Genomic DNA, 22,201 nt, shown 5'->3' with positions numbered 1-22,201 from the left:
AAGAAAAATTTGGAAACTATTCTCACCGTAAAAAATCTCACTAAAAAGTTTAATTTTTTAACTGCAGTAAACGACCTTTCTTTTACTATTGAAAAAGGAAATGTATACGGAATTTTAGGCCCTAATGGGAGCGGAAAGTCTACTACACTTGGGATTGTGCTCAATGTAGTTAACAAAACAAATGGAGATTTCTTTTGGTTTGATGGTAATACCTCAACCCACCAAGCATTGAAAAAAGTAGGCGCCATTATAGAGCGACCAAACTTTTATCCATATATGACGGCTGTCCAAAATTTAAAATTAGTCTGCAAAATAAAAGATGTTCCAGATTCTAAAATTGAAGAAAAGTTGGAATTGGTTGGTCTTTTGGATCGAAAGGACAGTAACTTTAGAACCTATTCTTTAGGGATGAAACAACGTCTTGCTATTGCTTCTGCCTTGTTAAACGATCCTGAAATTTTAATTCTCGACGAACCAACAAACGGACTTGACCCGCAAGGGATTCACCAAATTAGAGAAATTATAAAGAAAATTGCTTCTACAGGAACTACCATCCTTTTAGCTTCGCATTTGTTAGATGAAGTAGAAAAAGTATGTTCCCATGTAATCATTCTTAGAAAAGGGGTTAAACTTTATAGCGGCCGTGTAGATGAAATGATTGCTAGTCACGGATTCTTTGAGTTAAAAGCAGGGAATGAAAAGGCGCTAATAGATTTACTCCATAATAATCCTGCTTTTGGTTCTATAAAAAATGAAAACGGACTTATTACCGCATTTTTAAATGAACCGATGGATGCTACCACTTTTAACGAATTTCTATTTAAAAATGGGATTATTCTTTCTCATTTGGTTAAAAGAAAAGAAAGTTTAGAAGAACAATTTTTAGCGCTTACAAAAAACCAAAGCAACTAAAAAAGCATCTCTGCCTAAGCTCTTCTAAATACTCAGAACAGCTCAGAAGTTTTAAAACATAAACCAAAAACCTACTACTAATTAGGATATAAAAAACTAAAAAATGAAACGACTACTCCAAATAGAATTTATAAAATTGTGGAATAATCGCGCAAGCAGAATTTTAATCATCGCATATTTTATCCTTCTCACCTTTATAGCGCTTTTTGCTACTATAAATTTTGATATAGGAGAAGTTCATTTCCAACTAGCCGATCAAGGAATTTTTAACTTTCCTTACATATGGCATTTCAATACTTACATAGCTGCATTTTTTAAACTGTTTCTAGCCATCGTAATTGTATCGATGATGTCCAACGAATACAGTAATAAAACTATTAAACAAAACCTAATTGACGGTCTTAGTAAAAAAGAATTTATCCTTTCTAAATTTCTTACAGTTGTAGTTTTTTCAGTAATCTCTACGGTTTTTATCTTTGTAGTTTCTTTAGTTTTAGGATTGTTTTATTCTGATTATAATGAATTCAGCATTATTTTTTCTGATTTGGAATACCTAATCGCCTTTTTTGTAAAACTCTTAGGTTTTTTCTCTTTTTGTTTGTTCTTAGGGATCTTTGTAAAAAGATCTGCTTTTGCTCTTGGTTTTTTAATTCTATGGCAAGTATTTGAAGGTATTTTTTACGGACTTGTACGCTGGCAAACCGATGGAAATATTGCCAATAGCATTTCACAATTTTTACCATTAAGCGCTATGAGCAACTTAATAAAAGAACCTTTTAGCAGACTAAATGCTGTACAATCTGTAGCTAATCAAATTGGAGAATCATACATTAAAGACTATGGTGTGCATTGGTATGAAATACTTATTGTGCTATTATGGACTTATCTGTTTATTTATTTATCTTATGCCCTGTTAAAAAAGCGAGATTTATAAACCAACCCTAAATGCTAGCCCCCAAAAAATACCTATTTATACTTTTTCTGTTTTTTCTGATTGACTTTATTAGTGCACAGACAGTAAATAAGCTCCCTAACGATTGTGTTAATGCAATAACAGTTTGCGGAGGAGGTATTTTCACTTCCAATGCTAATGGAAGTGGAATACAAGAAATAAATACTACAAACTCATGTAATAGTGAAGAACACAACAGTGTTTGGTTAAAAATATCTATTATCCAAGCAGGTACATTAGGATTTACTTTAACACCTTCTAGTAGCAAACTTGAAGTTGATTATGATTTTTTTGTATATGGTCCAAGTGCTACTTGCGGAAATATTGGGCAAGCAATTCGTTGTTCTACCACAAATCCATTAGCAGCAGGGCAAACAAGTAATTCAACAGGAATGAATGGCTCAGAGTCCGACGCTTCTGAAGGACCTGGAGAAAGTGGCAATGGATTTGTTAAATGGTTAAATGTAGCTGTTGGAGACTCCTATTTTATTGTTATAGATAGACCCATCGGAGATGGTGGATTCGATCTTCAATGGACTGGAAGTGCTACCACTGGAAAATCTCCCTTCCCTCCGGCTCCTACTGCTAATAAAATTTTAAATAAAAAAGAATGTACCATTGACGGAAAGTTTGATTTTGATTTAAACACCTATAAAAATCAAATTAATTCTGATAGTAATAATACTGTAGATTTTTTTGCTTCATTAAACGATGCTTCTGATAATATAAATCCTATTCCAAATACTCAAAATATTTCAGAAGAAGAAAAAACAATTTACAGTAGAGTTACTAACCCTAATGGATGTTTTGACATTACAGATTTTAAAATTTCAGCTTACAAAGAGCCAATTTTCAACAACAACACATTAGTACAATGCGATCTCGATAACAATTCTACCGATAAAACCACATCCTTTAATTTAACACAAGCTGAAGCTCAAGGGATAAATAACAATCCTGATTATTCAATGTTTTATTACAAATCTATAGCTGACAGAAATTCGGGGGGTTCTATTATAAATCCTGAGAACTTTACAGCAAAAGACGGGGAGACTATCTATGTAAAAGTTATAAATAAAAATGGTTGTGAAGCTGAAGGAGAAATTAAGTTAAAAGTTAATCCAACACTTGCCGGTCTTGATAAAATAGGTCCATTTTACGTATGTGCAAACAATGAGAGTAGCATCACTCCAGAGGGAACTTTCGACTTAAAATATATTAAAGATACCCACTTTAAAAATTTAGATATTGCTTTATATAATTCTTTAAATGATGCTTCTTTAGAGCTCAATAAAATTACTAGCGACCAGATTACAACTGCAAGTAAAACAATTTATGCACGTATTGAAAAAAATAATGAATGCCAAGATGTAAAACAATTTGATTTAGTAGTTAATAAAAAGCCTATCGTTAATCTTCCTAATCCGCTACCGCTAATATGTCTGAATGATCCTGAAGCTTTTATTACAGCAGAATCTGGTTTTGATGAATATAAATGGGTAAAGATTGATGATACTGGAAACGAAACTACCGTTGGTACTAGTCGAAATGTCACCATTACTTCTCCAGGGAATTACAAACTTATTTTGAAGAATATATATAGTGATGCTGCGGGAGTTATTCAAAATGAATGTTCCAACTTTAAAACATTTACAATCAACACCTCTAATATTGCCACTTTTACTCCTGATCCAGAAGTAGAAGATATTTATGAAAATAATAGAGTTACGGTTTTTGTAGAAGGAAAAGGAGACTATTTATATGCTATTGAAGATATTGTAGGCCCATACCAAACAAGTAATGTTTTTGAAAACGTTCCAAAAGGTTTTGCTACTATTTATGTGCGTGATAAAAATGGCTGCGGAACTGTTTCTAAAACGATTTCTATAATTGGTTACGATAAATTTTTCACTCCAAACAACGACAACCATAATGATTACTGGAGAATCAGCGGAATTAATAGTTCAACCCAATCGGGGTCTTATGTTTTTATATTCGACAAATACGGAAAACTAGTAAAGCAACTCAACCCTTTAAGCAGAGGCTGGGATGGAACTTTTAACGGGATTCCACTACCAGCATCCGATTATTGGTTTAGGGTAAAATTAGATGATGGTCGCGATTTTAAAGGACATTTTACCTTAAAAAGGTAAGATTAAAATCTAGCAGTCGCTTAAATTTACTCCAACAGCCAATCCTCCTTCAGAGGTTTCTTTATATTTAGAATTCATATCTTTTGCTGTTTCCCACATGGTATTTACCACTTTATCCAAAGGAACTTTTGTGTTTTTCGGGTCGGTTTCCAAAGCTAATTCTGCCGCATTAATTGCTTTTATAGCCCCCATAGAATTCCGTTCAATACAAGGTATTTGCACAAGCCCCCCAATAGGATCACACGTAAGCCCTAAATGATGCTCCATTGCTATTTCAGCAGCTATTAAAACTTGCTCTGGAGTTCCTCCTAAAAGTTCCGTAAGTGCTCCAGCAGCCATAGCCGAAGAAACTCCAATCTCTGCTTGGCAACCACCCATAGCTGCTGATATAGTAGCTCCTTTTTTGAAAATACTTCCAATCTCTCCAGCCACTAAAAGGAATTTCTTGATTTCATCAAATCCAGCATCATGATTTTCAATTACCATATAATACATTAAAACAGAAGGGATTACACCAGCACTTCCATTAGTAGGTGCTGTAACAACTCTTCCTAAAGCAGCATTCACCTCATTTACAGCAATAGCAAAACAACTCACCCATTTTAGGATTTGCCTAAATTTTACTTCTGTTAGTCTAATAGCTTCCAACCATTCTTGAGGCGAATTATACTTTATCTCTCCTATCAATTTTTTATGGGTATCAAAAGCTCTTCGTCTTACATTTAAGCCTCCAGGTAAATTTCCTTCTGTATGGCAACCCGTATACATACACTCAAGCATGGTATCCCAAATACGGTGCAATTCTCTATCTATTTCTTCCTCAGAACGTAAGGATCGTTCGTTTTCTAAAACAATTTCAGAAATGCTTGCGTTTTCTTGGTGACAATAATCCAACAATTCCGTTCCTTTTTGGGTTGGAAAAGGAAAGGTTTTAAGAGTTTTTAAATTCTCCTTCGCATGAATAAGCTCTTCTTTTACTACAAAACCTCCTCCAATAGAATAATACGTTTCTGAAGATGTAGCGCCAGAATCTAGTCTTGCTTCAAATGTGAGTCCGTTTGCATGAAATGGTAAAAAATCTCTATGAAAAACAATTCCTTCTTTAAAATTAAAATCTAATTGTCTCTCCCCATTAAAATTGATGATATGTTCCGTTTTAATAGTATTTACAATCCCATCAATAGTATCAATAGGAATATATTCTGGATCGGCTCCAGAGAGGCCAAGTAAAATAGCCAAGTCTGTAGCATGACCTTTTCCTGTTAAAGAAAGAGAACCGTAAACATGAACCTTAATAGAAGTTACTTGCTCAAACAAGCCTTCTTCTTTTAATTCAGCTATCCAACGCTCTCCAGCTCTCCACGGGCCTAAGGTATGAGAACTCGATGGTCCCACGCCTATTTTCAACATATCGAAAACACTAATACACTCCATTTACGCAATCGTTAAAGATTGGTGGCAAATATACATTTTGTTAGGAAAGAATAAAGAATTTCTTATAAAGTTATATTTCGGTTGATAGTTGATGGTTATTTGTTAAATGTAAGAAAGTTTGTGAAGCTGGAAGCAAAAAAGGAGACAAGAGACAAGAGACAAGAAATGCAGTGTTCAGTTCAGTAGGCGTACATTTTCAATCAAGAGTCAGGAATCAAGAGACAAGAAAAAATGCAAAAAAAGACAAGAATAGAGAGAAGAGAATATAGATTTTGCATCTAACTCTTTTTCGAATTTGTAGTTAACCATAAACTAAAAAACTGCTGCTTATTGAAAGAAGTCGGAAGACGGAAGTCGGAAGCAAAAAAGGAGACAAGAGACAAGAAAAAAAGCAAAAAAAATGACAAGAATAGAGAGAAGAGAATATAGATTTTGCATTCTAACTCTTTTCGAATTTGTAGTTAACCATAAACTGAAAAACTGCATACTGTAACTGCCAGCTGAACACTCCCGTCTTCGGTCTTCGGTCTTCCGACCTTTTTACTCACATTTCCAAATCTTCAAATTGACACATTTTTCAACTTTGAACCTTTGAACCTCTAAAAATTAACACTCAATAGTTCTAAAAGTAAGATTAATTCTAGGCTTTAAAGTCTGTTTGGTAGGTGGGAGTCGGTGTAACCAATGCGTTTGTGTAAGTCCTTTCATTTCTAAAAGACTCCCATTTTCAAGAATTATATCTATTTTTTCTTTGGTTGATTTATGTTTAAAAGAAAATTTCCTTACCGCTCCAAAACTCAAGGAACCAATCGCTCCATTTGTTTTAAGTGCTGTTTCTCCATCACTATGCCAAGCCATTCCTTCACTCCCATCATGATACAAATTTAGTAAGCAAGAGTTAAAAGTCTCTCCCGTAACTTCTTCTGTTTTTTTCTTTAATTCTAATAATACTTTTGTCCACGGAAGTGCAGATTTAGTTGTTTTAGAATACGTATACTGAAAAGGCTCATCTCCATACCAAGCTACTTTTCGTTTTGTTATTATTCTTTTCCCGAAGATGATAGCTTCATCATTTTTCCAATGGATATTATTGAATAACTCTTCATAAAAAGCTATCGCCTCTTTATTATTAAATATTTTTCCGTAGTAATAAACCTCTCCATCTTTGTTTAAAATATTACGTTGACTTTGAGGTGTTGCATCAAATAAATCCATTTATTTTCATGTAAAAAACTTACTTATATACAAAGATGAATAAATTATCCTAAGCAAGAAAACTACGCTTAAAAAACCAAACATAATCCATCCTTCAGATTATTATTAGAATTAAAAGTATAGAGATCTGTAATAGTTTATAAAGGAAAGTATAATGTTTCCCTATTAAAAATAGAAAGTAGATTTACTGAAATAATTTCATAACTCTTACCATATAATCTTTACCCTATTTTCTTTCAGCAAAGCGGTCTTACACCTCAAGATGTTATAAATAAATTTTCACAAAACATAAACAACATGCTACCATATTGTTTGTTAAATTTGTAAGATGCGATTCACTATAAAATCAGACTACAAACCAACGGGAGATCAACCAAATGCAATCAAACAGTTGGTTGAAGGAATTGATTCCGAAGAAAAATACCAAACCCTTTTAGGAGTTACAGGATCTGGAAAAACTTTTACGGTTGCCAATGTTATTGAAACGGTACAAAAACCAACCTTGGTTTTAGCGCACAATAAAACATTGGCTGCACAATTATATTCAGAATTCAAACAATTCTTCCCCGATAATGCGGTAGAATATTTTGTTTCTTATTATGATTATTATCAGCCCGAAGCCTATATTCCAGTAACTGGAACCTATATTGAAAAAGATTTATCTATAAATGATGAAATTGAAAAACTCCGATTAAGCGCTACTTCTTCCTTACTTTCTGGACGAAGAGATGTATTGGTTGTAGCTTCTGTTTCTTGCTTGTATGGTATTGGAAATCCTGTTGAATTTCAGAAAAATGTAATTTCTATTGAGAGAGATCAAGTAATTTCTCGTACTAAACTTTTACACCGACTAGTACAAAGTTTATACGCACGTACTACTGCAGAATTTACTCATGGAAGTTTTAGAGTAAAAGGAGATGTTGTAGATGTGTATCCTAGTTATGCTGATGATGCTTTTAGAATTCATTTTTTTGGTGATGAAATTGAAGAAATTGAAGCTTTTGATCCGAACACAAACAAGGTTTTAGAAAAATACGACCGACTCAATATCTACCCTGCAAATATGTTTGTTACCTCGCCAGATGTGCTACAAAATGCTATCCATCAAATTCAAGATGATATGGTAAAGCAAGTGGATTATTTTAAAGAAGTAGGGAAACCTTTGGAAGCAAAACGTTTGGAAGAACGTACTAATTTTGACTTAGAAATGATTCGCGAATTAGGGTATTGCAGCGGTATTGAAAACTACTCTCGTTACCTAGATGGAAGACAACCAGGAACTCGCCCTTTCTGTCTATTAGATTATTTTCCAGATGATTACTTAATGGTTGTAGATGAAAGTCATGTTACCATTCCTCAAGTACATGCCATGTATGGCGGCGATAGAAGTAGGAAAGAAAACTTAGTAGAATACGGATTTAGGCTACCCGCAGCAATGGACAATAGACCCTTAAAATTTGAAGAATTTGAGGCATTACAGAACCAAGTTTTATATGTTAGCGCAACGCCAGCAGATTATGAATTGCAACTAAGCGATGGAGTCTATGTAGAGCAAGTAATTAGGCCAACAGGCTTATTAGACCCTGTTATTGAAGTTCGTCCAAGCGAAAATCAGATTGACGATTTAGTAGAAGAAATCCAGCAACGAGTGGAAAAAGATGAACGTATTTTGGTTACGACTCTTACCAAAAGAATGGCCGAAGAGCTTACAAAATATTTAAGTCGGATTCAAATTCGTTGTCGTTATATCCACAGTGATGTAGACACCTTAGAGCGGGTAGAAATTATGCAAGATTTACGAAAGGGAATTTTTGATGTCCTTATTGGTGTAAATCTTTTAAGAGAAGGACTTGATTTACCAGAAGTTTCTCTTGTTGCTATTTTAGATGCTGATAAAGAAGGTTTTTTACGTAGTGCACGTTCATTAACGCAAACAGTAGGGAGAGCTGCTCGAAATTTAAATGGTAAAGCTATTATGTATGCTGATAAAATAACGACGAGTATGCAAAAAACTATAGACGAGACCACCTACCGTAGAGAAAAACAAATAAATTATAACACCAAACACAATCTTGTTCCTACAGCACTTAAGAAAAACCTTGATAGTGCCTTAGGAAAAAACTCAATCTCCACTTATCAACTAGAAAAAGAAGCTGCAAGACAAGCTGCAGAACCTGAATTAGATTACTTACCAAAAGAAAAAATCGAAAAGATTATTCGAGATAAACGTAAATCTATGGAAAAAGCAGCCAAAGAACTCGATTTTATGGAAGCTGCAAAATTACGAGACGAAATAAAAAGCTTGCAAGAACGTATTTAAATTAGAATAATGCCGAAACAATTTATTACAAATAAACTAAAGAAGACTATATCAAGAATTGGAATGTAATTTAGAATACTGAAAAAGGCAAAGAGCAAATAAAAAAATAACATTACTCAATAAATACGGTTATAGTTTATTGCTAGCTTCGGTTTACGACGTAAAATCCTCGCAGATTCTCAAGTAGCAAACCGAAAACAAGTACAATAGATGGCATTAGGAAAAACATGTAAATTTTCGGATATTTAAAACAAATTATGATACTATGGCAACAGTAGATACTATAAGAAACGGATTGATAGATAAAATACTATCCATTAAAGATAAAGATTTTTTAGTTGCTCTTGACAAATTAATCGCTTCCAGTTCTTGCGAATCAGAAATGATAGAATTGACTAAAGAACAAAAAGCAATTTTGGAAATGAGCGAACAAGATATTACAAATGGAGAACTGATTTCTCAGGAAGCAATGGAGAAAAGAAATATAGAATGGCTAAACGCAATATAATTTGGACACGAACTGCTGACATTCAGTTTGTAGGAATTCTAGAATATTGGGTTAAGAGAAATAAATCCAACACTTATTCAAAAAAACTAGTAAAGCTAGTCTCCGATCGAACAAAGCAAATTGCAGATGAACCTCTTATTTATAAAGCAACTGATTTTAAAGACATAAGAGTTACTTCGGTAGGAAATTTCAGTATTTATTATAAAGTTAAATCCAAAGAAATTATAATCACAGCTTTTTGGGATAATAGACAAAACCTGAAAGAACTATTGGAAATATTGAATCATAAAAAATAACGTTGCCAATAACAATAAACTATATAAATGCCGAAACAATTTATTATCAATGGGGACAAAATTCATGATATTCCTTCTTTTTACAAAGAGATAAATCGGTTATTTATGAGCGCTGAAAACTGGAAAATTTCTGAAAGTTTAGATGCTTTAAACGATTTGTTTTATGGTGGTTTTGGCGCATTAAAGTCGGTTGAAAAATTTGATTTGATTTGGAAGAATATCAGTAAAAATAAATCTGATTTAGGAATAGAAGCTACATTAAATTTTTATAAAAAGAAACTCGAAGAACCTGCTGTATTTAATATTGATTTCATTCAAAAAAAGATAACCGCATTAGAGCAAGGGACTGGTCAAACCTACTTTGAAATTATAATGGAAATCATTAAAAATCATCCAAGAATTAATTTAATCGAAGTGTGATTTTTAAAGTTATGGAAAACATCTTAACTATTTAAATCAATAATATTATAAAATACTAATAATCAATATTTTACATGATTTAAATGCTATTTATTAATTCCAAGAATCCTATCTTTGAATTCTTTATTTACCGCTACATAATCTACCACATGGTCTGTATTGAACTCCATTTTTTCATTTTTGCCTCTTTTTGCTTTTTTATTAATGATAGATAAGTAACAATCATTATGTCTAGAAGTGTATAATATGAAAATACTATGGCTTCTTTGGGGATTTATTTGTAATGATATAGTCTCTAAAACTTCAAGATTTGACTCTTCAATTTTAGCTACAGTTTTTTTAACATTTACAATATAATCGAAGGGCTTTAACTTTAGTTCTTTATACCAACAATTCTCTCTTTCACAAAACGGTTTTCTATATTTATTTATTGTCATTAAGCAAACCACTAAAACTATAAGAAACTCAATAAACCATACAATATATAAAAAAGTTCCGTTAACACTATTGCTAGAACTTCCCCCAACAGACCAAGTACCGGTTTTAGTGATTTCGCTAATTATACTAAATAAAATCTCTGGATTGCTCAATAGAAATAATAATTGAGAATAATTAATATTACTTACAGTTATACCTAATCGAGAGGTTCCATAACTTTCTCCAGCATTTACAACAAGATCGACCCAAATAAGCCAGTGAAAATATAACGCAATACATGATCCAATAAAACCAAAAATAATAGACAACCAAAAATTTCTAACTTTACCTATACCAATTACAAACTTATCTATTGAATAACCTATTGCGAATCCAAAAAGAATTGTAATAATAAAATTAATGTAAACAAAAGGTATATACAATAAGCGGAAATATGGTTATCGATACTAATGAAAAATATAAAATAGAGCTATAAGAAAATGCTCCAGATGGAGAGTAATACTTTACCATACTATATAAATGTAGGATTAATAAAAAGCAATTAAATATAGCAAATAATTCTTATACTTAATCTAAAAACAGTGAATCCTCCCATTGTCCCAATTTGTTAAATGTTATGACGAATCAATATCTCGGACTTGCCCACGCAATAATTAAACGAAACTAATTTAACTCATCTAAACAGAGACCTTCAATATAGTCACAAAAGAAGTTTTAGGGACTTAAACTCACTATAAATTGAATAAAATTCAATAAAAAACGAAAATGGTTAAAATATTTTCCTTTCTCATCCGACTATATAGTATAACGCATCCCAACTAAATGAATCAAAAGGAAAAAAATAGTTTTATAAAGCGAGTATCTGCTTCCGAAGAAGGGAAACTAATTTACTTTCTAAAACAATGGATTCCTAATAGAGAGGATGCAAAAGATATTGTACAAGATGTGTTTTACAATTTGATACTTGGTTTTGAAGAAATAAAAGATCTGGACAAAATTACATCGTGGCTATACAGCACCGCTAGATTTAAAGCTATTGATTTTATTAGGAAAAAGAAACCAACTAACGCCTCAGATTTGACTAGAAAAGAAGATGATGATAATGAAATCTTTGAATGGATACAAGAACACACCCTTCCCGACCAAGAAACAGAATTATGGAAAGAAGAAGTTTCCAAAGTTCTTGAAAATACCTTAGAGAAACTCCCCCAAGAACAACGAGATGCTTTTGTGCTCTATGAACTAGAAGGGTTTCCAATTGCACAAATAGCTGAATTAAAACAAACATCGGTCAATACCATTTTATCGAGAAAACGCTACGCCGTTTCCCGTTTAAAAATAGCATTACAAGAATTATACAACGAATTAAACGATTAAGGATATGAAAGGATTAAAAATTATTGGATTTATATTTTTTAAAGTAGCCATTATTGCGCTCTATGTTTTTATAGTAATGCATTTATGGAATTGGCTTATGCCAGATATTTTTGGAATAACAACCCTCACTTTTTGGCAAACCCTAGGTGTATTATTGCTTTGCAAACTTCTGTTTTTAGGAAGTGGCTGGGGCGGTTACAGAGGCAAATTTAAAGGAAGACGAGGTCGACCATCTAGAAAACCTTGGGAAAACGGAATTAAACAACGATTAAGAGAAAGATGTAAAAACCATAAAACCAACAATGATGAACAATAGAAGCACATTAGAAATATTAGTCTTTGCCACTAATATACATTCTACCGAGCAAATAAACCGTGTACTAGAAAAGCTATTAATCCACCCTGGAATTAAACAGGCAAATTTTGATCTTGAAGATATTGACAAGATTTTAAGAGTTGTTTCTTGTGGTATTACCGAAAAGGAAGTTGAAGAAATATTACAAACTCTAAACATACAATGCTTAGCACTTGTATAGACAGACTTACATATAAAACCCTAACTAAAACACAAAAATGCCCCGAATTTATCGGGGCATTCCTTAATTAACTAACTAACTTAAACATTATGAAAAACTAATCTTTACGCAATCTCTATAAGCCTTTTTGGTTTTGGCAAGGCCTCATCTTTTTTAGGCAATGTTAATGTTAACACTCCCGCTTCGTAAGTAGCATTTATTTCATCACTATTTACTGTTTTTGGCAATGTAAAGAGTCTTTTAAATGAAGAAAAACTAAACTCTTTTCTACTATACATTTCAGTTTTATCTTCAGATTCTTTTTCTGTTTTTACTTCAGCAGAAACAGTTAATACCTCTTTATCTACCTCTATTTTAAAATCTTCTTTTTTAAATCCAGGAACAGCAAGCGCTAACGAAAACCCTTTATCGTTTTCTAAAATATTTACTGCTGGAACAAAAGATTTTTTGTTCTCCATTCCCCCAAACCAATCTGGATTTAATACCTCATCAAAAAAAGTTGGGAACATTACGTTGTTTCTTTTTACTAAACTCATAATTCTATATTTTTTAATTAAACTGTAATTTTTAATAATCGTTTGATAGCCTTAAAACAAATTCAATTCCAAGTTTAATTAAATGTCAAAATGTCTTGTTTGCGTAGTTTAACAATGACAAAATGTCCTTTTTGAATTTTTTTAATGTGCTATTTCAATAAAAATAACTGTCATCTGCCTTTAAAACCATATTTTTAAATGAAGAAAAACATGATTAATGAAGCAACTATTTAGAAAATTAAGAACCTTTCTTAATACCATTGAAAGTCAGATTGCCTTTTATCCTACAATTATTGCCATTTGCGGTTGCTTATTCGCTTTTATATTAATTTATTTAGAGAGTCTAGGAATTTCAAGGTATTTAAGAGAAAACCTACCAATGCTAGTATTGGACAATGAAGAAACCGCCCGCTCTTTATTAAGTGTTTTTATTGGCGGATTAATTTCTCTTATGGTTTTTAGTTTTTCTATGGTAATGGTATTACTCAATCAAGCATCTAGCAATTTTTCTCCTAGAATATTACCAGGACTTATTTCCAACCGTAAACATCAACTAGTTTTAGGCGTTTTTTTGGCTACTCTCCTCTATTGTATTTTTATTTTAGTATCTATAGCTCCAACAGCAGACAAAGATAAAATACCCGGTTTTTCAGTATTGATAAGCATTATATTAACTGTTTTCTGTCTCGCAGCTTTTGTATATTTTATCCATTCTATCTCCCAATCAATTCAAATAAACAATATTTTGGAAGGGATTTTTAATACTTCAAAAGTCAGACTTATGGATATTATTAAAAATCAGGAATTAAATAAAAATAAGTTTCCAGACACCTCAAACTGGCATTCCTACAACTCCAATAGATCTGGATACTTCCAAAATACTTCTATTGATGCGCTCCTTAAAATTTCTCAAAAAAAGGAGTCTAAACTTAAAATTTTAGTTGCCAAAGGAAATTTTGTATTGCATGGAGTTCCTTTATTTTCTTCTGAAAAAGAATTAGATGAAGAAACTATAAACGACATTCTAAGCACTTTTATTTTTGGCAAAGGGGAACTTATTGAGAACAACTATGTTTTAGCATTTAAACAAATTACAGAAATTACCGTCAAAGCTATGTCTCCAGGTATTAATGACCCTGGAACTGCCTTGAATGCTATAGATTATTTAACAGAACTCCTTGCCATTAGAATGAAAAAGGAGGACGTAAGCATTCATTTTATTGAAGACGAAGCACTTATTTATCAAACCTCCATAAGTTTTGAAGAATTACTTTACAATATAATGGCTTCTATTAGATTGTATTGCAAACACGACATTATTATTATTCAGAAACTAATGGTTATGTTTAGATTTTTACATTTCCAAGAATGCATTGATAACACCTATAAAAAAGTAATTTTAGAGGAAGTTAAAACTTTAATTAATGATGCTGAAAACAACCTAACTAGCAATAGAGACAAAGAAGCATTGAGCAAACAATTAAATTTTTTCAACATAAAAATGAAAAATACCTAATTGTAATAAGTCTTAAAAATATCCACCAGAACCTTAGGAGGAACTACCCGATTTGGATAATTATCCATAACTCCTAAAACCCTGTCTATTGCAAAAGGACTAAGTCCCATTCGGATTCCAAACTCTTTTAAACGCTGTATCTCATTAGGATGGTTTTCCTTATCTATATTCATTAACAAAACCAACCTATGGAATTGTAAAATCCGTTCAGATTCTGGTGATGGCGGAATGTAGCGAGTGTTTTTTGTTTTAAAAAGCGCATCCAAATCGTCTTTCTCTACTTCCATATGTTTGGCAATAGTGTAAATAAAATTATACTCCTGTTCATTTACCGTATGATCCGCTTGAATTAAGGCTATCATTTCTGAAAGCAAGCTAAGTTTTTGTTCTTTTTCACTCATAAAAATGGGGCAATTTTGAGTTTATAATGACAACTAAAATATGGAATTTTTAATATAAATCTTAAAATCTCCTTAATTTTCATCAAGAAATCCCCTCCTTTTTCAAAAGAAAAAATTAAAAAGACTATCTTGCGCCATTAAACTAATAGTCTATCGAATAAATAGATTTTTATGATTCAAACTGAAAAGAGATTATATACTGACGAAGAAATTCAGCAGTTAAACAAAAAATACAAGCCGCTAACTATTCACGAAAGAGTTGCGGAACTATATAACGATTTTGATGAAGCCGAAATCATGCTTACCAGTTCTTTTGCTTCTACTTCCGCTTTTTTACTACATCTTTTTTCTGAAGTAAATAAAAAACAAAAAGTTTATTTTATCGATACTGGATATCATTTTCCAGAAACTTTAGACTACAAAACTAAACTAACACAGCTTTACGGATTAAACGTAGCTTCTATTAGTGCATTAAAAGACGAGTATGAATTTACTGTTCAAGACGAAACTTACAGAAAGAATCCTGAATTTTGCTGTAGCATCAATAAAGTAAAACCTTTAGATTTAATCAAAAAGAAATATAATGTCTGGGTTTCTGGCCTGATGGAGTGGCAAAGCGACCACAGAGCTACTTTAGATATTTTTGAAATGCGAGGGGAGATTTTAAAGTTTTATCCTTTGTTAGATATTTCAAAAGAAGAAAGAGATTTATACATTAAAGAGCACACCCTACCATTCCATCCATTAGTTGCAAAAGGATATAATTCCATTGGTTGCAAGCATTGTACTGTGCCTGGCGAAGACCGAAGCGGCAGATGGAATAATAGTCCGAAAACAGAGTGTGGACTTCATCTCTAAAACCTTATAATACATCTTCATTTTAAGACACCTTAACTTTTCTTTCTAAAAAATAACATTTATTATGATAAGCTTAGGAAGGATTTGTAACATTTTCAATGATTAAAACAAGATCTTTAGTAAACTCCCTTAAGGCATGTTTGCAGAGGGATTAAAGAAAACTATTAATCATTAAAAAAATTATTATGAATACTGAAGAATTAAAAGGAAAGTGGAATCAAGTTAAAGGAAAAGTAAAACAAAAATACGGGGATTTAACTGACGACGATTTAACGGTTGCTGAAGGTAAATTTGATGAAATGCTAGGACGAGTTCAAGAAAAAACAGGAAAAACCAAAGAAGAACTTAGAGAAGAATTCGAAAATTTATAGAATTTTAAAAAGTGGCTGCCTAAAATGCAACTTAGATGCATTTTAGGCAGCCACTTTTTATTTATCTTTTCAATAAAAAAACTTTTTTACAGAATATACAGCATTATCCATCAGACTTACCTCACCAACATCTCATTTGCTACAAATTCAAATCTCACCAAACCATCATCATCAATTTTATCAAGCTTTACCGTTTGTAATGTATTTACTAATGCTGGATCCCAAGGAGCTTTCACTTTTACATAATTCTCTGTAAATCCATGGATATATCCTTCTTTATTTTCTCCTTCAAATAATACGGTTCTTTGCGTATTTAACTGACTCTCATAAAAAGCCCGTCTTTTCTTTGCAGACAACCCTCTAAGCATTTTACTGCGTTTAGCACGAACTTTACCAGGAACCACCCCTTCCATTTCTGCCGCCACTGTATTATCTCTTTCAGAATAAGTAAATACATGCAGATAAGAAATATCTAATTCATTTAAAAAATTATAAGTTTCAAGAAAATGTTCATCTGTTTCTCCAGGAAAACCAACAATTACATCCACCCCAATACAAGCGTGAGGCATTGTTTTTTTTATCTGACTCACCCTATCAACATAAAGCTCACGCTGATACCTTCTACGCATTAACCCTAAAATATGATTACTTCCGCTTTGTAATGGAATATGAAAATGAGGAACAAAAGTTCTACTTTGAGAAACAAAATTGATGGTTTCATTTTTCAAAAGGTTAGGCTCTATAGAAGAAATACGGAGACGTTCAATCCCTTCTACTTTATCTAAAGCTGTAACGAGCTCATAAAAAGTATGTTCGTGTTTTTTATTTCCAAACTCCCCTTTTCCATAATCGCCAATATTTACTCCTGTAAGGACAATTTCTTTTATCCCTTGATCAGAAATTTCTTTAGCATTTGTCAAGACATTCTCTAAGGTATCACTTCTTGAAATCCCACGAGCTAAAGGAATAGTACAATACGTACATTTATAATCACAACCATCTTGGACTTTTAAAAAGGCACGCGTTCGATCGCCAATAGAATAACTCCCTACATAAAAATCGGCTTCTTCTATTTCACAACTATGCACTTCTCCAAAATCATTTTTAGAAAGGTCGTTTAAATAATCGGTTATTTTGAATTTTTCGGTAGCCCCTAAAACCAGATCAACACCATTTACATCAGCAAGCTCTTCTGGCTTTAATTGTGCATAACAACCTATAGCCACAACAAAAGCATCAGGATTAACTTTCTGAGATTGTTTTACAATAGATTTAAAGCGTTTATCTGCATTTTCGGTTACAGAACATGTATTGATAACATAAATATCTGCTTCTTCAGAAAAATCGACTCTATCAAACCCTTCTTCCGTAAAATTACGAGCAATAGTAGAGGTTTCTGAAAAATTCAGTTTACAACCAAGTGTATAAAATGCAACTTTCTTTCTTTCCATTAAGATAAATTTTTCACCTATTCTTCAGCTTAAAAGCGGCTACTGAAAAAAGCGTACAAATATACCAACTTATTTGGAAGTATTAAAGGATTAGCCGCTCAGTCGAATATTTTTCTCTAAAAAGAAACAATATAAATAACTGAATATTATAGTTTTGTATTAAAAATTTTAACCAAACAACTATGGACTTAAAGTCTGTTTTGCCACGAATACACAAATGATTGTAAAACCAATATATATTAGTGTATTCGTGGCATATAATAAGTTTTTAAAAGCTGAAGCGGATGTAATGAATGCATAGTTTCGACTAAATTTGAAACCAATGAATAATTACTCTTTACGCCACCTTTTTGTTATTTCAAAAACATGATTTAAAATAGCTTCCTCTTCAGCATTAAACTCATAACCCCGACGCTCCATCATTGCTTTTGCGGTAGCATATGCCTTTTTGGGCTGGTAAGTTGTAAAACCACCTGTTCCACCCCATTGAAAACTTGGAATAAAATTTCGTTGGTAACCACTTCCAAAAATATTTGTGCTTACCCCTACCACTGTTCCTGTATTAAACATTGTATTGATTCCACACTTGCTATGATCTCCCATCATAAGTCCACAAAACTGCAAACCTGTTTTTGCAAAATTTTCGGTTTCATAATTCCATAAACGCACTGGTGAATAATCATTCTTAAGATTAGAGCTATTAGTATCTGCACCAATATTACACCATTCGCCTAAAACAGAATTTCCAAGAAAACCTTCGTGCCCTTTATTAGAGTTAGCAAAAAGTACCGAATTATTTACCTCTCCTCCTATTTTACAACCAGGACCAATAGTAGTTGGTCCGTATATTTTGGCGCCCATTTTTACAATAGCATTTTCCCCAAGTGAAAATCCACCACGGATAATACTGCCTTCCATTACTAAAGAGTTTTTCCCTAAATAAATAGGCCCATTAGCAGCATTAAGCGTACAGAATTCGACAGAAACCCCTTCTTCTAAAAATATATTTTCAGCAGCAATAACATTGTTACTACTAGGAATTGGCTGACTAGCTCTATCTGAAGTTATTAAATTAAAATCGGCTTCTATAGCTTCTCCATTTTTTGAAAAAATATCCCATGTATTTTGAACTTGAATACATTCTCCCTCATATTCAATAGCCTCGTATTTAGACAAATCTACCTCTTCTTGAGCTTCTGTTGTGTAAAAAGCAATAACCTCTTCTCCTAAAAATATAGCTTGATTATTCTCTAAGTTTTTAACTAACTCGATTAAATCTTCATTTGGTAAAAAAGACGAATTAATAAGAATATTTTGTTCCATTTCTACCATTGGAAATTTTTCAGCTAAATAATCTTCTGTAATTGTAGTGGTAGTGTAACCCAAAAATCTCTCCCATTTTTCACGAATAGTAAGTATTCCTATTCTAATATCAGCAACAGGACGAGTATATGTAAAAGGCAACAAGGCGTTGCGCGAAGGACCATCAAAAAGAATATAGTTCATGGTAAATAATTTTAAAATATATTTATTTCAATTCAATTAATACAACTCCATTACTCCCATTATATCCATATATAGCAGTCGAATTGTTGTTTGGCTTTAGAATTTCAAATTTAGCAATTTGCTTGTTCGTGTATTTATTTAAATCTGAAATCTTAGCTGTTTTTTTATCTACAAGTATTAATGGAAAATTCCAATGATCGGTTTTGTCAGTAATATTTAACTCCCTTCTCATCCTCTTCCCGGCTCTATAGTAAAAATCTGTTTTGGATACGTCTTTATCTAAAAATCTATCAATCCGAATACTCGTCATTCCCCACCGATAACTCCCAGAAGATAAAGAGTTTAAAAACTCACTCTTTAAATTTCCTGTGTCAACAGTTTTATCAAGCATGCCAAGAATTTGAACAACCGTTTTACAGTTGTCACTTCTTTCTGAACTTGGCGACCAAAAACTAACTATCTTATAACTATTTTTTGTTGAAATTTCAATGAATACAAAACCCCCATCAACCCCTCTATAATCCTCATTTTCAAGATTCATTACTCTTGAAACTAACAAGGAATCCATTATATTCTTAGAAATTTGCTCTGATATTTTAAACGTCTTAAATACTAATTTTTCATTAGTAGTGTAGATTTTGTAATTAGAAAAAGTAGCGTTATTATAATTTATAGTAAAGACTTCGTGAGTTTGCCAAATCCTAATATTCAAAGAATCTGTTGATGTCCTTAAATCTTTCAAATCGAGTTCCCTTATTTTTTTTGGTAAAGTTTTAATAAAACTTTCCACTACTCGAGTTTTTGGTATATCCAACCGTTTCTGTCCAAATGTTGGATGCAAAATAAAAATCAGACCAAACAGTATCAATATCTGTTTCATATTAACAGTATGTTAGCATTCCACACAATAAAGGAATAAAGATAGTTTAATGAATGTTATTTAAAAAAGAGATTACAGTTAAAAAAAACTGTATTAAAAACAAAAAAACCTCTGAAAAAATCAGAGGTTTCTGTATACGTATAAAAGTTCTTTATTTTTTGAACTTTGAATATTTGTTTTTGAACTTATCAATACGTCCTGCCGTATCAATTAGTTTAGACTTACCAGTATAGTAAGGGTGCGATGATCTAGAAATCTCCAATTTAATCACAGGATATTCAACACCATCAACCTCTATAGTCTCTTTTGTTTCTGCTGTAGATTTAGTAATAAAAACGTCATCGTTAGACATGTCTTTAAATGCAACTAATCTATAATTTTCTGGATGTATACCTTTTCTCATCGCTATATATTTTAAACTTCACAATTTTTTCGAGGTGCAAATTTATCAATTTATTTTAGATAACCAATACTTTTTACTCAAAAATTGTAAGTATTTTTTTTATTTCTATTTTATGTAACAAATATACAAGAATATCTACTAATTTTATATAAAACTATTCAACTATAAAAAAATGGAAAACACACAACCAACAACAGGGAAATTTGCAATAAGGTTTGGTCTTATTCTTGGTGGTATTGGAATTATTTTTAGCCTAATGCTTTACTTTATGGATATGCAATATGACCAAGGAATGGGGAAACAAATAGTTTCTACTGTTTTCTTAGTCGCTATTATTGCTCTAGCAATTTTTCAATTTAAAAAAGCAAACGGAGGTTATTTAACCCTTGGTGAAGCTTTGAAAACTGGTATCGGAACTGCTCTTATAGGTGCAGTTATTACAGTTATATATCTATTATTATATGTAAATGTTATCGACCCCGATTTTAGCACGAAAATAGCAGATATAGCTAGAGCAGGAATGATTGAAAACAATCCTGAATTAACTCAAGAACAAATCGATACTGCGGTAGAAATGCAACAGAAGTTTTTCTGGGTAACCTATCCTATTATTTTCATCTTTAATATTTTTATTGGATTTATTGTTTCTTTAATAACAGGACTTATCTTGAAAAAATCTGAAAATGAAATGTAATTCATATCTTTGATTTTTATTTTAGATATAAAACATTCATGGATATATCAGTAGTTATACCACTACTCAACGAACAAGAGTCTTTAATAGAATTACACGATTGGATTGTAAAAGTTATGCAATCCAATCGTTTTTCTTATGAACTCATTTTTATAGATGATGGGAGTACAGACAATTCTTGGGAAACCATTCAAACCCTTTCTGCAAATAACAGTTCTGTAAAAGGGATTCGCTTTTTAAAGAATTTTGGGAAATCACAGGCACTACATGCTGGTTTTGAAATGGCGCAAGGCGATGTAGTTATTACAATGGACGCAGACCTTCAAGACAATCCTGAAGAAATTCCCGAACTATTCAACCTCATAAAAGATAACAATATCGACTTAGTTTCTGGATGGAAAAAAGTGCGTTATGACTCGGTTATTTCTAAGAATTTACCTTCAAAACTTTTTAATTGGGCTGCAAGAAAAACCTCCGGGGTTAAGCTTCACGATTTCAACTGCGGACTAAAAGCATACCGTAAAGCGGTAGTAAAAACAATAGATGTACACGGAGAAATGCATCGGTACATTCCTGTATTAGCAAAAAATGCAGGTTTTACTAAAATTGAAGAGAAAGTAGTAAAACACCAAGCTAGAAAATATGGAACCACAAAATTTGGAATGGAACGCTTTATAAACGGTTTCCTAGATTTAATTACCATTTGGTTTATTTCAAAATTTGGAAGACAACCCATGCATCTTTTTGGCGCATTAGGGGTTTTAATGTTTATAATTGGCTTTTGTTTTGCCATCTATTTAGGCATTGATAAGCTGTTTTTTAGTCCTTATGGAAGACTCATAACACAGCGTCCTCAATTCTATATTTCGCTTACCGCAATGATTATTGGTACGCAACTTTTTATTGCTGGTTTCTTAGGAGAGCTTATTCTTAGAACCAAAAAACAAGAGAAAAGATACAAAATACAACAGACTATTAATTTAGACAGTTTTAAGGTTGAAATAACATCATAATTTCATACCTT

General features: G+C 32.1%; 24 protein-coding genes. 15 read left to right on the top strand and 9 right to left on the bottom strand.

The window, feature by feature from the left end; all coding sequences use genetic code 11:
* Positions 1-9 precede the first annotated feature (9 nt).
* The 3 genes from AC13CQ_RS03315 (at position 10) to AC13CQ_RS03305 (ending at position 4,017) form a co-directional block, all read left to right on the top strand.
* Positions 10-912 carry an ABC transporter ATP-binding protein gene (locus AC13CQ_RS03315; protein ID WP_008616003.1) on the top strand — a complete coding sequence of 301 codons (903 nt, stop codon included), beginning with the start codon at positions 10-12 and terminating at the stop codon, positions 910-912.
* A gap of 103 nt (positions 913-1,015) precedes the next feature.
* Positions 1,016-1,846 carry an ABC transporter permease gene (locus AC13CQ_RS03310; protein ID WP_008616002.1) on the top strand — a complete coding sequence of 277 codons (831 nt, stop codon included), beginning with the start codon at positions 1,016-1,018 and terminating at the stop codon, positions 1,844-1,846.
* Positions 1,847-1,857: 11 nt separating this feature from the next.
* A complete protein-coding gene (locus AC13CQ_RS03305) occupies positions 1,858-4,017 on the top strand; it encodes a T9SS type B sorting domain-containing protein (protein WP_008616001.1) in 2,160 nt (719 codons plus the stop codon).
* A 9-nt stretch (positions 4,018-4,026) separates the two neighbouring features.
* On the opposite strand, the gene AC13CQ_RS03300 is transcribed toward AC13CQ_RS03305, so the two are convergent.
* Both AC13CQ_RS03300 and AC13CQ_RS03295 read right to left on the bottom strand, forming a co-directional pair.
* The gene (locus AC13CQ_RS03300) at positions 4,027-5,451 is read right to left on the bottom strand and encodes an L-serine ammonia-lyase (protein ID WP_008616000.1); all 1,425 of its coding nucleotides are present in this window, start codon (positions 5,449-5,451) and stop codon (positions 4,027-4,029) included.
* A gap of 606 nt (positions 5,452-6,057) precedes the next feature.
* Complete coding sequence (locus AC13CQ_RS03295; protein WP_008615999.1) at positions 6,058-6,666, bottom strand: alpha-ketoglutarate-dependent dioxygenase AlkB family protein; 609 nt, start codon at positions 6,664-6,666, stop codon at positions 6,058-6,060.
* 328 nt (positions 6,667-6,994) lie between these two features.
* On the opposite strand from AC13CQ_RS03295, the gene uvrB reads away from it, so the two are divergent.
* From uvrB to AC13CQ_RS03275, 4 genes are all read left to right on the top strand, one after another.
* Complete coding sequence (gene uvrB / locus AC13CQ_RS03290; RefSeq protein WP_008615998.1) at positions 6,995-8,986, top strand: excinuclease ABC subunit UvrB; 1,992 nt, start codon at positions 6,995-6,997, stop codon at positions 8,984-8,986.
* 265 nt (positions 8,987-9,251) lie between these two features.
* A complete protein-coding gene (locus AC13CQ_RS03285; protein WP_008615997.1) occupies positions 9,252-9,494 on the top strand; it encodes a hypothetical protein in 243 nt (80 codons plus the stop codon).
* Complete coding sequence (locus AC13CQ_RS03280; protein WP_008615996.1) at positions 9,476-9,790, top strand: type II toxin-antitoxin system RelE/ParE family toxin; 315 nt, start codon at positions 9,476-9,478, stop codon at positions 9,788-9,790. The genes AC13CQ_RS03285 and AC13CQ_RS03280 overlap by 19 nt, the downstream gene beginning before the upstream one ends.
* A gap of 27 nt (positions 9,791-9,817) precedes the next feature.
* Positions 9,818-10,210, top strand: a complete 393-nt coding sequence (locus tag AC13CQ_RS03275; protein WP_474506899.1) for a barstar family protein — start codon at positions 9,818-9,820, stop codon at positions 10,208-10,210.
* A gap of 86 nt (positions 10,211-10,296) precedes the next feature.
* Here AC13CQ_RS03275 and AC13CQ_RS03270 read toward each other — a convergent pair whose 3' ends face one another.
* Positions 10,297-11,070: a hypothetical protein gene (locus AC13CQ_RS03270; RefSeq protein ID WP_474507706.1), complete on the bottom strand. Its 774-nt coding sequence runs from the start codon at positions 11,068-11,070 to the stop codon at positions 10,297-10,299.
* A gap of 400 nt (positions 11,071-11,470) precedes the next feature.
* Between AC13CQ_RS03270 and AC13CQ_RS03265 the strand changes: the two genes are divergently transcribed.
* From AC13CQ_RS03265 to AC13CQ_RS03255, 3 genes are read left to right on the top strand one after another with little or no spacing between them, the layout of a single operon-like run.
* A complete protein-coding gene (locus AC13CQ_RS03265) occupies positions 11,471-12,025 on the top strand; it encodes an RNA polymerase sigma factor (protein WP_335589063.1) in 555 nt (184 codons plus the stop codon).
* A 4-nt stretch (positions 12,026-12,029) separates the two neighbouring features.
* A complete protein-coding gene (locus tag AC13CQ_RS03260; RefSeq protein WP_008615992.1) occupies positions 12,030-12,341 on the top strand; it encodes a hypothetical protein in 312 nt (103 codons plus the stop codon).
* Positions 12,331-12,561: a hypothetical protein gene (locus tag AC13CQ_RS03255; protein WP_040880279.1), complete on the top strand. Its 231-nt coding sequence runs from the start codon at positions 12,331-12,333 to the stop codon at positions 12,559-12,561. The genes AC13CQ_RS03260 and AC13CQ_RS03255 overlap by 11 nt, the downstream gene beginning before the upstream one ends.
* A 104-nt stretch (positions 12,562-12,665) precedes the next feature.
* Here the strand turns inward: AC13CQ_RS03255 and AC13CQ_RS03250 are convergent, their stop codons facing one another.
* A complete protein-coding gene (locus AC13CQ_RS03250; RefSeq protein ID WP_335589064.1) occupies positions 12,666-13,097 on the bottom strand; it encodes an Hsp20/alpha crystallin family protein in 432 nt (143 codons plus the stop codon).
* A 217-nt stretch (positions 13,098-13,314) separates the two neighbouring features.
* Between AC13CQ_RS03250 and AC13CQ_RS03245 the strand changes: the two genes are divergently transcribed.
* Positions 13,315-14,613, top strand: coding sequence for a DUF2254 domain-containing protein (locus AC13CQ_RS03245; protein ID WP_337900286.1), 1,299 nt, complete (start codon positions 13,315-13,317; stop codon positions 14,611-14,613).
* Here the strand turns inward: AC13CQ_RS03245 and AC13CQ_RS03240 are convergent.
* Positions 14,610-15,014 (bottom strand): hypothetical protein, encoded by a 405-nt coding sequence (locus AC13CQ_RS03240; protein WP_008615988.1) that lies wholly within the window; start codon positions 15,012-15,014, stop codon positions 14,610-14,612. The two genes, AC13CQ_RS03245 and AC13CQ_RS03240, sit on opposite strands and share 4 nt — an antisense overlap.
* Positions 15,015-15,185: 171 nt before the next feature.
* Here AC13CQ_RS03240 and AC13CQ_RS03235 point away from each other — a divergent pair, with 171 nt between their 5' ends.
* Positions 15,186-15,872, top strand: a complete 687-nt coding sequence (locus AC13CQ_RS03235; protein WP_008615987.1) for a phosphoadenylyl-sulfate reductase — start codon at positions 15,186-15,188, stop codon at positions 15,870-15,872.
* A 185-nt stretch (positions 15,873-16,057) separates the two neighbouring features.
* Complete coding sequence (locus tag AC13CQ_RS03230; protein WP_008615985.1) at positions 16,058-16,243, top strand: CsbD family protein; 186 nt, start codon at positions 16,058-16,060, stop codon at positions 16,241-16,243.
* Positions 16,244-16,359: 116 nt separating this feature from the next.
* Here AC13CQ_RS03230 and mtaB read toward each other — a convergent pair whose 3' ends face one another.
* The 4 genes from mtaB to AC13CQ_RS03210 form a co-directional block, all read right to left on the bottom strand.
* The gene (mtaB, locus tag AC13CQ_RS03225) at positions 16,360-17,694 is read right to left on the bottom strand and encodes a tRNA (N(6)-L-threonylcarbamoyladenosine(37)-C(2))-methylthiotransferase MtaB (RefSeq protein WP_008615983.1); all 1,335 of its coding nucleotides are present in this window, start codon (positions 17,692-17,694) and stop codon (positions 16,360-16,362) included.
* 330 nt (positions 17,695-18,024) lie between these two features.
* Positions 18,025-19,200: a GlmU family protein gene (locus AC13CQ_RS03220; protein WP_008615981.1), complete on the bottom strand. Its 1,176-nt coding sequence runs from the start codon at positions 19,198-19,200 to the stop codon at positions 18,025-18,027.
* Between the two features lie 22 nt (positions 19,201-19,222).
* Complete coding sequence (locus AC13CQ_RS03215; RefSeq protein ID WP_008615980.1) at positions 19,223-20,080, bottom strand: hypothetical protein; 858 nt, start codon at positions 20,078-20,080, stop codon at positions 19,223-19,225.
* A 151-nt stretch (positions 20,081-20,231) separates the two neighbouring features.
* The gene (locus tag AC13CQ_RS03210) at positions 20,232-20,483 is read right to left on the bottom strand and encodes a type B 50S ribosomal protein L31 (protein ID WP_008615979.1); all 252 of its coding nucleotides are present in this window, start codon (positions 20,481-20,483) and stop codon (positions 20,232-20,234) included.
* Positions 20,484-20,655: 172 nt separating this feature from the next.
* Between AC13CQ_RS03210 and AC13CQ_RS03205 the strand changes: the two genes are divergently transcribed.
* Entirely contained in the window at positions 20,656-21,177 is a 522-nt protein-coding gene (locus AC13CQ_RS03205) for a DUF4199 domain-containing protein (protein WP_008615978.1), read from the top strand.
* Positions 21,178-21,215: 38 nt separating this feature from the next.
* On the top strand, positions 21,216-22,190 hold the full coding sequence (locus AC13CQ_RS03200; protein ID WP_008615977.1) for a glycosyltransferase family 2 protein: 975 nt from the start codon (positions 21,216-21,218) through the stop codon (positions 22,188-22,190).
* Positions 22,191-22,201: the final 11 nt, after the last annotated feature.

This window comes from Galbibacter sp. L-19, from assembly GCF_056857615.1.
The sequence above is the reverse complement of the archived record's forward strand: the minus strand, read 5'-3'. Positions and strand labels throughout refer to the sequence as shown.

What these genes read in the sequence shown, in the direction of transcription:
- AC13CQ_RS03310 (WP_008616002.1), top strand. Translation starts at nt 1,016, where the DNA reads ATGAAACGACTACTCCAAATAGAATTTATAAAATTGTGGAATAATCGC.
- AC13CQ_RS03305 (WP_008616001.1), top strand. Translation starts at nt 1,858, where the DNA reads ATGCTAGCCCCCAAAAAATACCTATTTATACTTTTTCTGTTTTTTCTG.
- AC13CQ_RS03300 (WP_008616000.1), bottom strand. Translation starts at nt 5,451, where the DNA reads ATGGAGTGTATTAGTGTTTTCGATATGTTGAAAATAGGCGTGGGACCA.
- AC13CQ_RS03295 (WP_008615999.1), bottom strand. Translation starts at nt 6,666, where the DNA reads ATGGATTTATTTGATGCAACACCTCAAAGTCAACGTAATATTTTAAAC.
- uvrB (WP_008615998.1), top strand. Translation starts at nt 6,995, where the DNA reads ATGCGATTCACTATAAAATCAGACTACAAACCAACGGGAGATCAACCA.
- AC13CQ_RS03285 (WP_008615997.1), top strand. Translation starts at nt 9,252, where the DNA reads ATGGCAACAGTAGATACTATAAGAAACGGATTGATAGATAAAATACTA.
- AC13CQ_RS03280 (WP_008615996.1), top strand. Translation starts at nt 9,476, where the DNA reads ATGGCTAAACGCAATATAATTTGGACACGAACTGCTGACATTCAGTTT.
- AC13CQ_RS03275 (WP_474506899.1), top strand. Translation starts at nt 9,818, where the DNA reads ATGCCGAAACAATTTATTATCAATGGGGACAAAATTCATGATATTCCT.
- AC13CQ_RS03265 (WP_335589063.1), top strand. Translation starts at nt 11,471, where the DNA reads ATGAATCAAAAGGAAAAAAATAGTTTTATAAAGCGAGTATCTGCTTCC.
- AC13CQ_RS03260 (WP_008615992.1), top strand. Translation starts at nt 12,030, where the DNA reads ATGAAAGGATTAAAAATTATTGGATTTATATTTTTTAAAGTAGCCATT.
- AC13CQ_RS03255 (WP_040880279.1), top strand. Translation starts at nt 12,331, where the DNA reads ATGAACAATAGAAGCACATTAGAAATATTAGTCTTTGCCACTAATATA.
- AC13CQ_RS03250 (WP_335589064.1), bottom strand. Translation starts at nt 13,097, where the DNA reads ATGAGTTTAGTAAAAAGAAACAACGTAATGTTCCCAACTTTTTTTGAT.
- AC13CQ_RS03245 (WP_337900286.1), top strand. Translation starts at nt 13,315, where the DNA reads ATGAAGCAACTATTTAGAAAATTAAGAACCTTTCTTAATACCATTGAA.
- AC13CQ_RS03240 (WP_008615988.1), bottom strand. Translation starts at nt 15,014, where the DNA reads ATGAGTGAAAAAGAACAAAAACTTAGCTTGCTTTCAGAAATGATAGCC.
- AC13CQ_RS03235 (WP_008615987.1), top strand. Translation starts at nt 15,186, where the DNA reads ATGATTCAAACTGAAAAGAGATTATATACTGACGAAGAAATTCAGCAG.
- AC13CQ_RS03230 (WP_008615985.1), top strand. Translation starts at nt 16,058, where the DNA reads ATGAATACTGAAGAATTAAAAGGAAAGTGGAATCAAGTTAAAGGAAAA.
- mtaB (WP_008615983.1), bottom strand. Translation starts at nt 17,694, where the DNA reads ATGGAAAGAAAGAAAGTTGCATTTTATACACTTGGTTGTAAACTGAAT.
- AC13CQ_RS03220 (WP_008615981.1), bottom strand. Translation starts at nt 19,200, where the DNA reads ATGAACTATATTCTTTTTGATGGTCCTTCGCGCAACGCCTTGTTGCCT.
- AC13CQ_RS03215 (WP_008615980.1), bottom strand. Translation starts at nt 20,080, where the DNA reads ATGAAACAGATATTGATACTGTTTGGTCTGATTTTTATTTTGCATCCA.
- AC13CQ_RS03210 (WP_008615979.1), bottom strand. Translation starts at nt 20,483, where the DNA reads ATGAGAAAAGGTATACATCCAGAAAATTATAGATTAGTTGCATTTAAA.
- AC13CQ_RS03205 (WP_008615978.1), top strand. Translation starts at nt 20,656, where the DNA reads ATGGAAAACACACAACCAACAACAGGGAAATTTGCAATAAGGTTTGGT.
- AC13CQ_RS03200 (WP_008615977.1), top strand. Translation starts at nt 21,216, where the DNA reads ATGGATATATCAGTAGTTATACCACTACTCAACGAACAAGAGTCTTTA.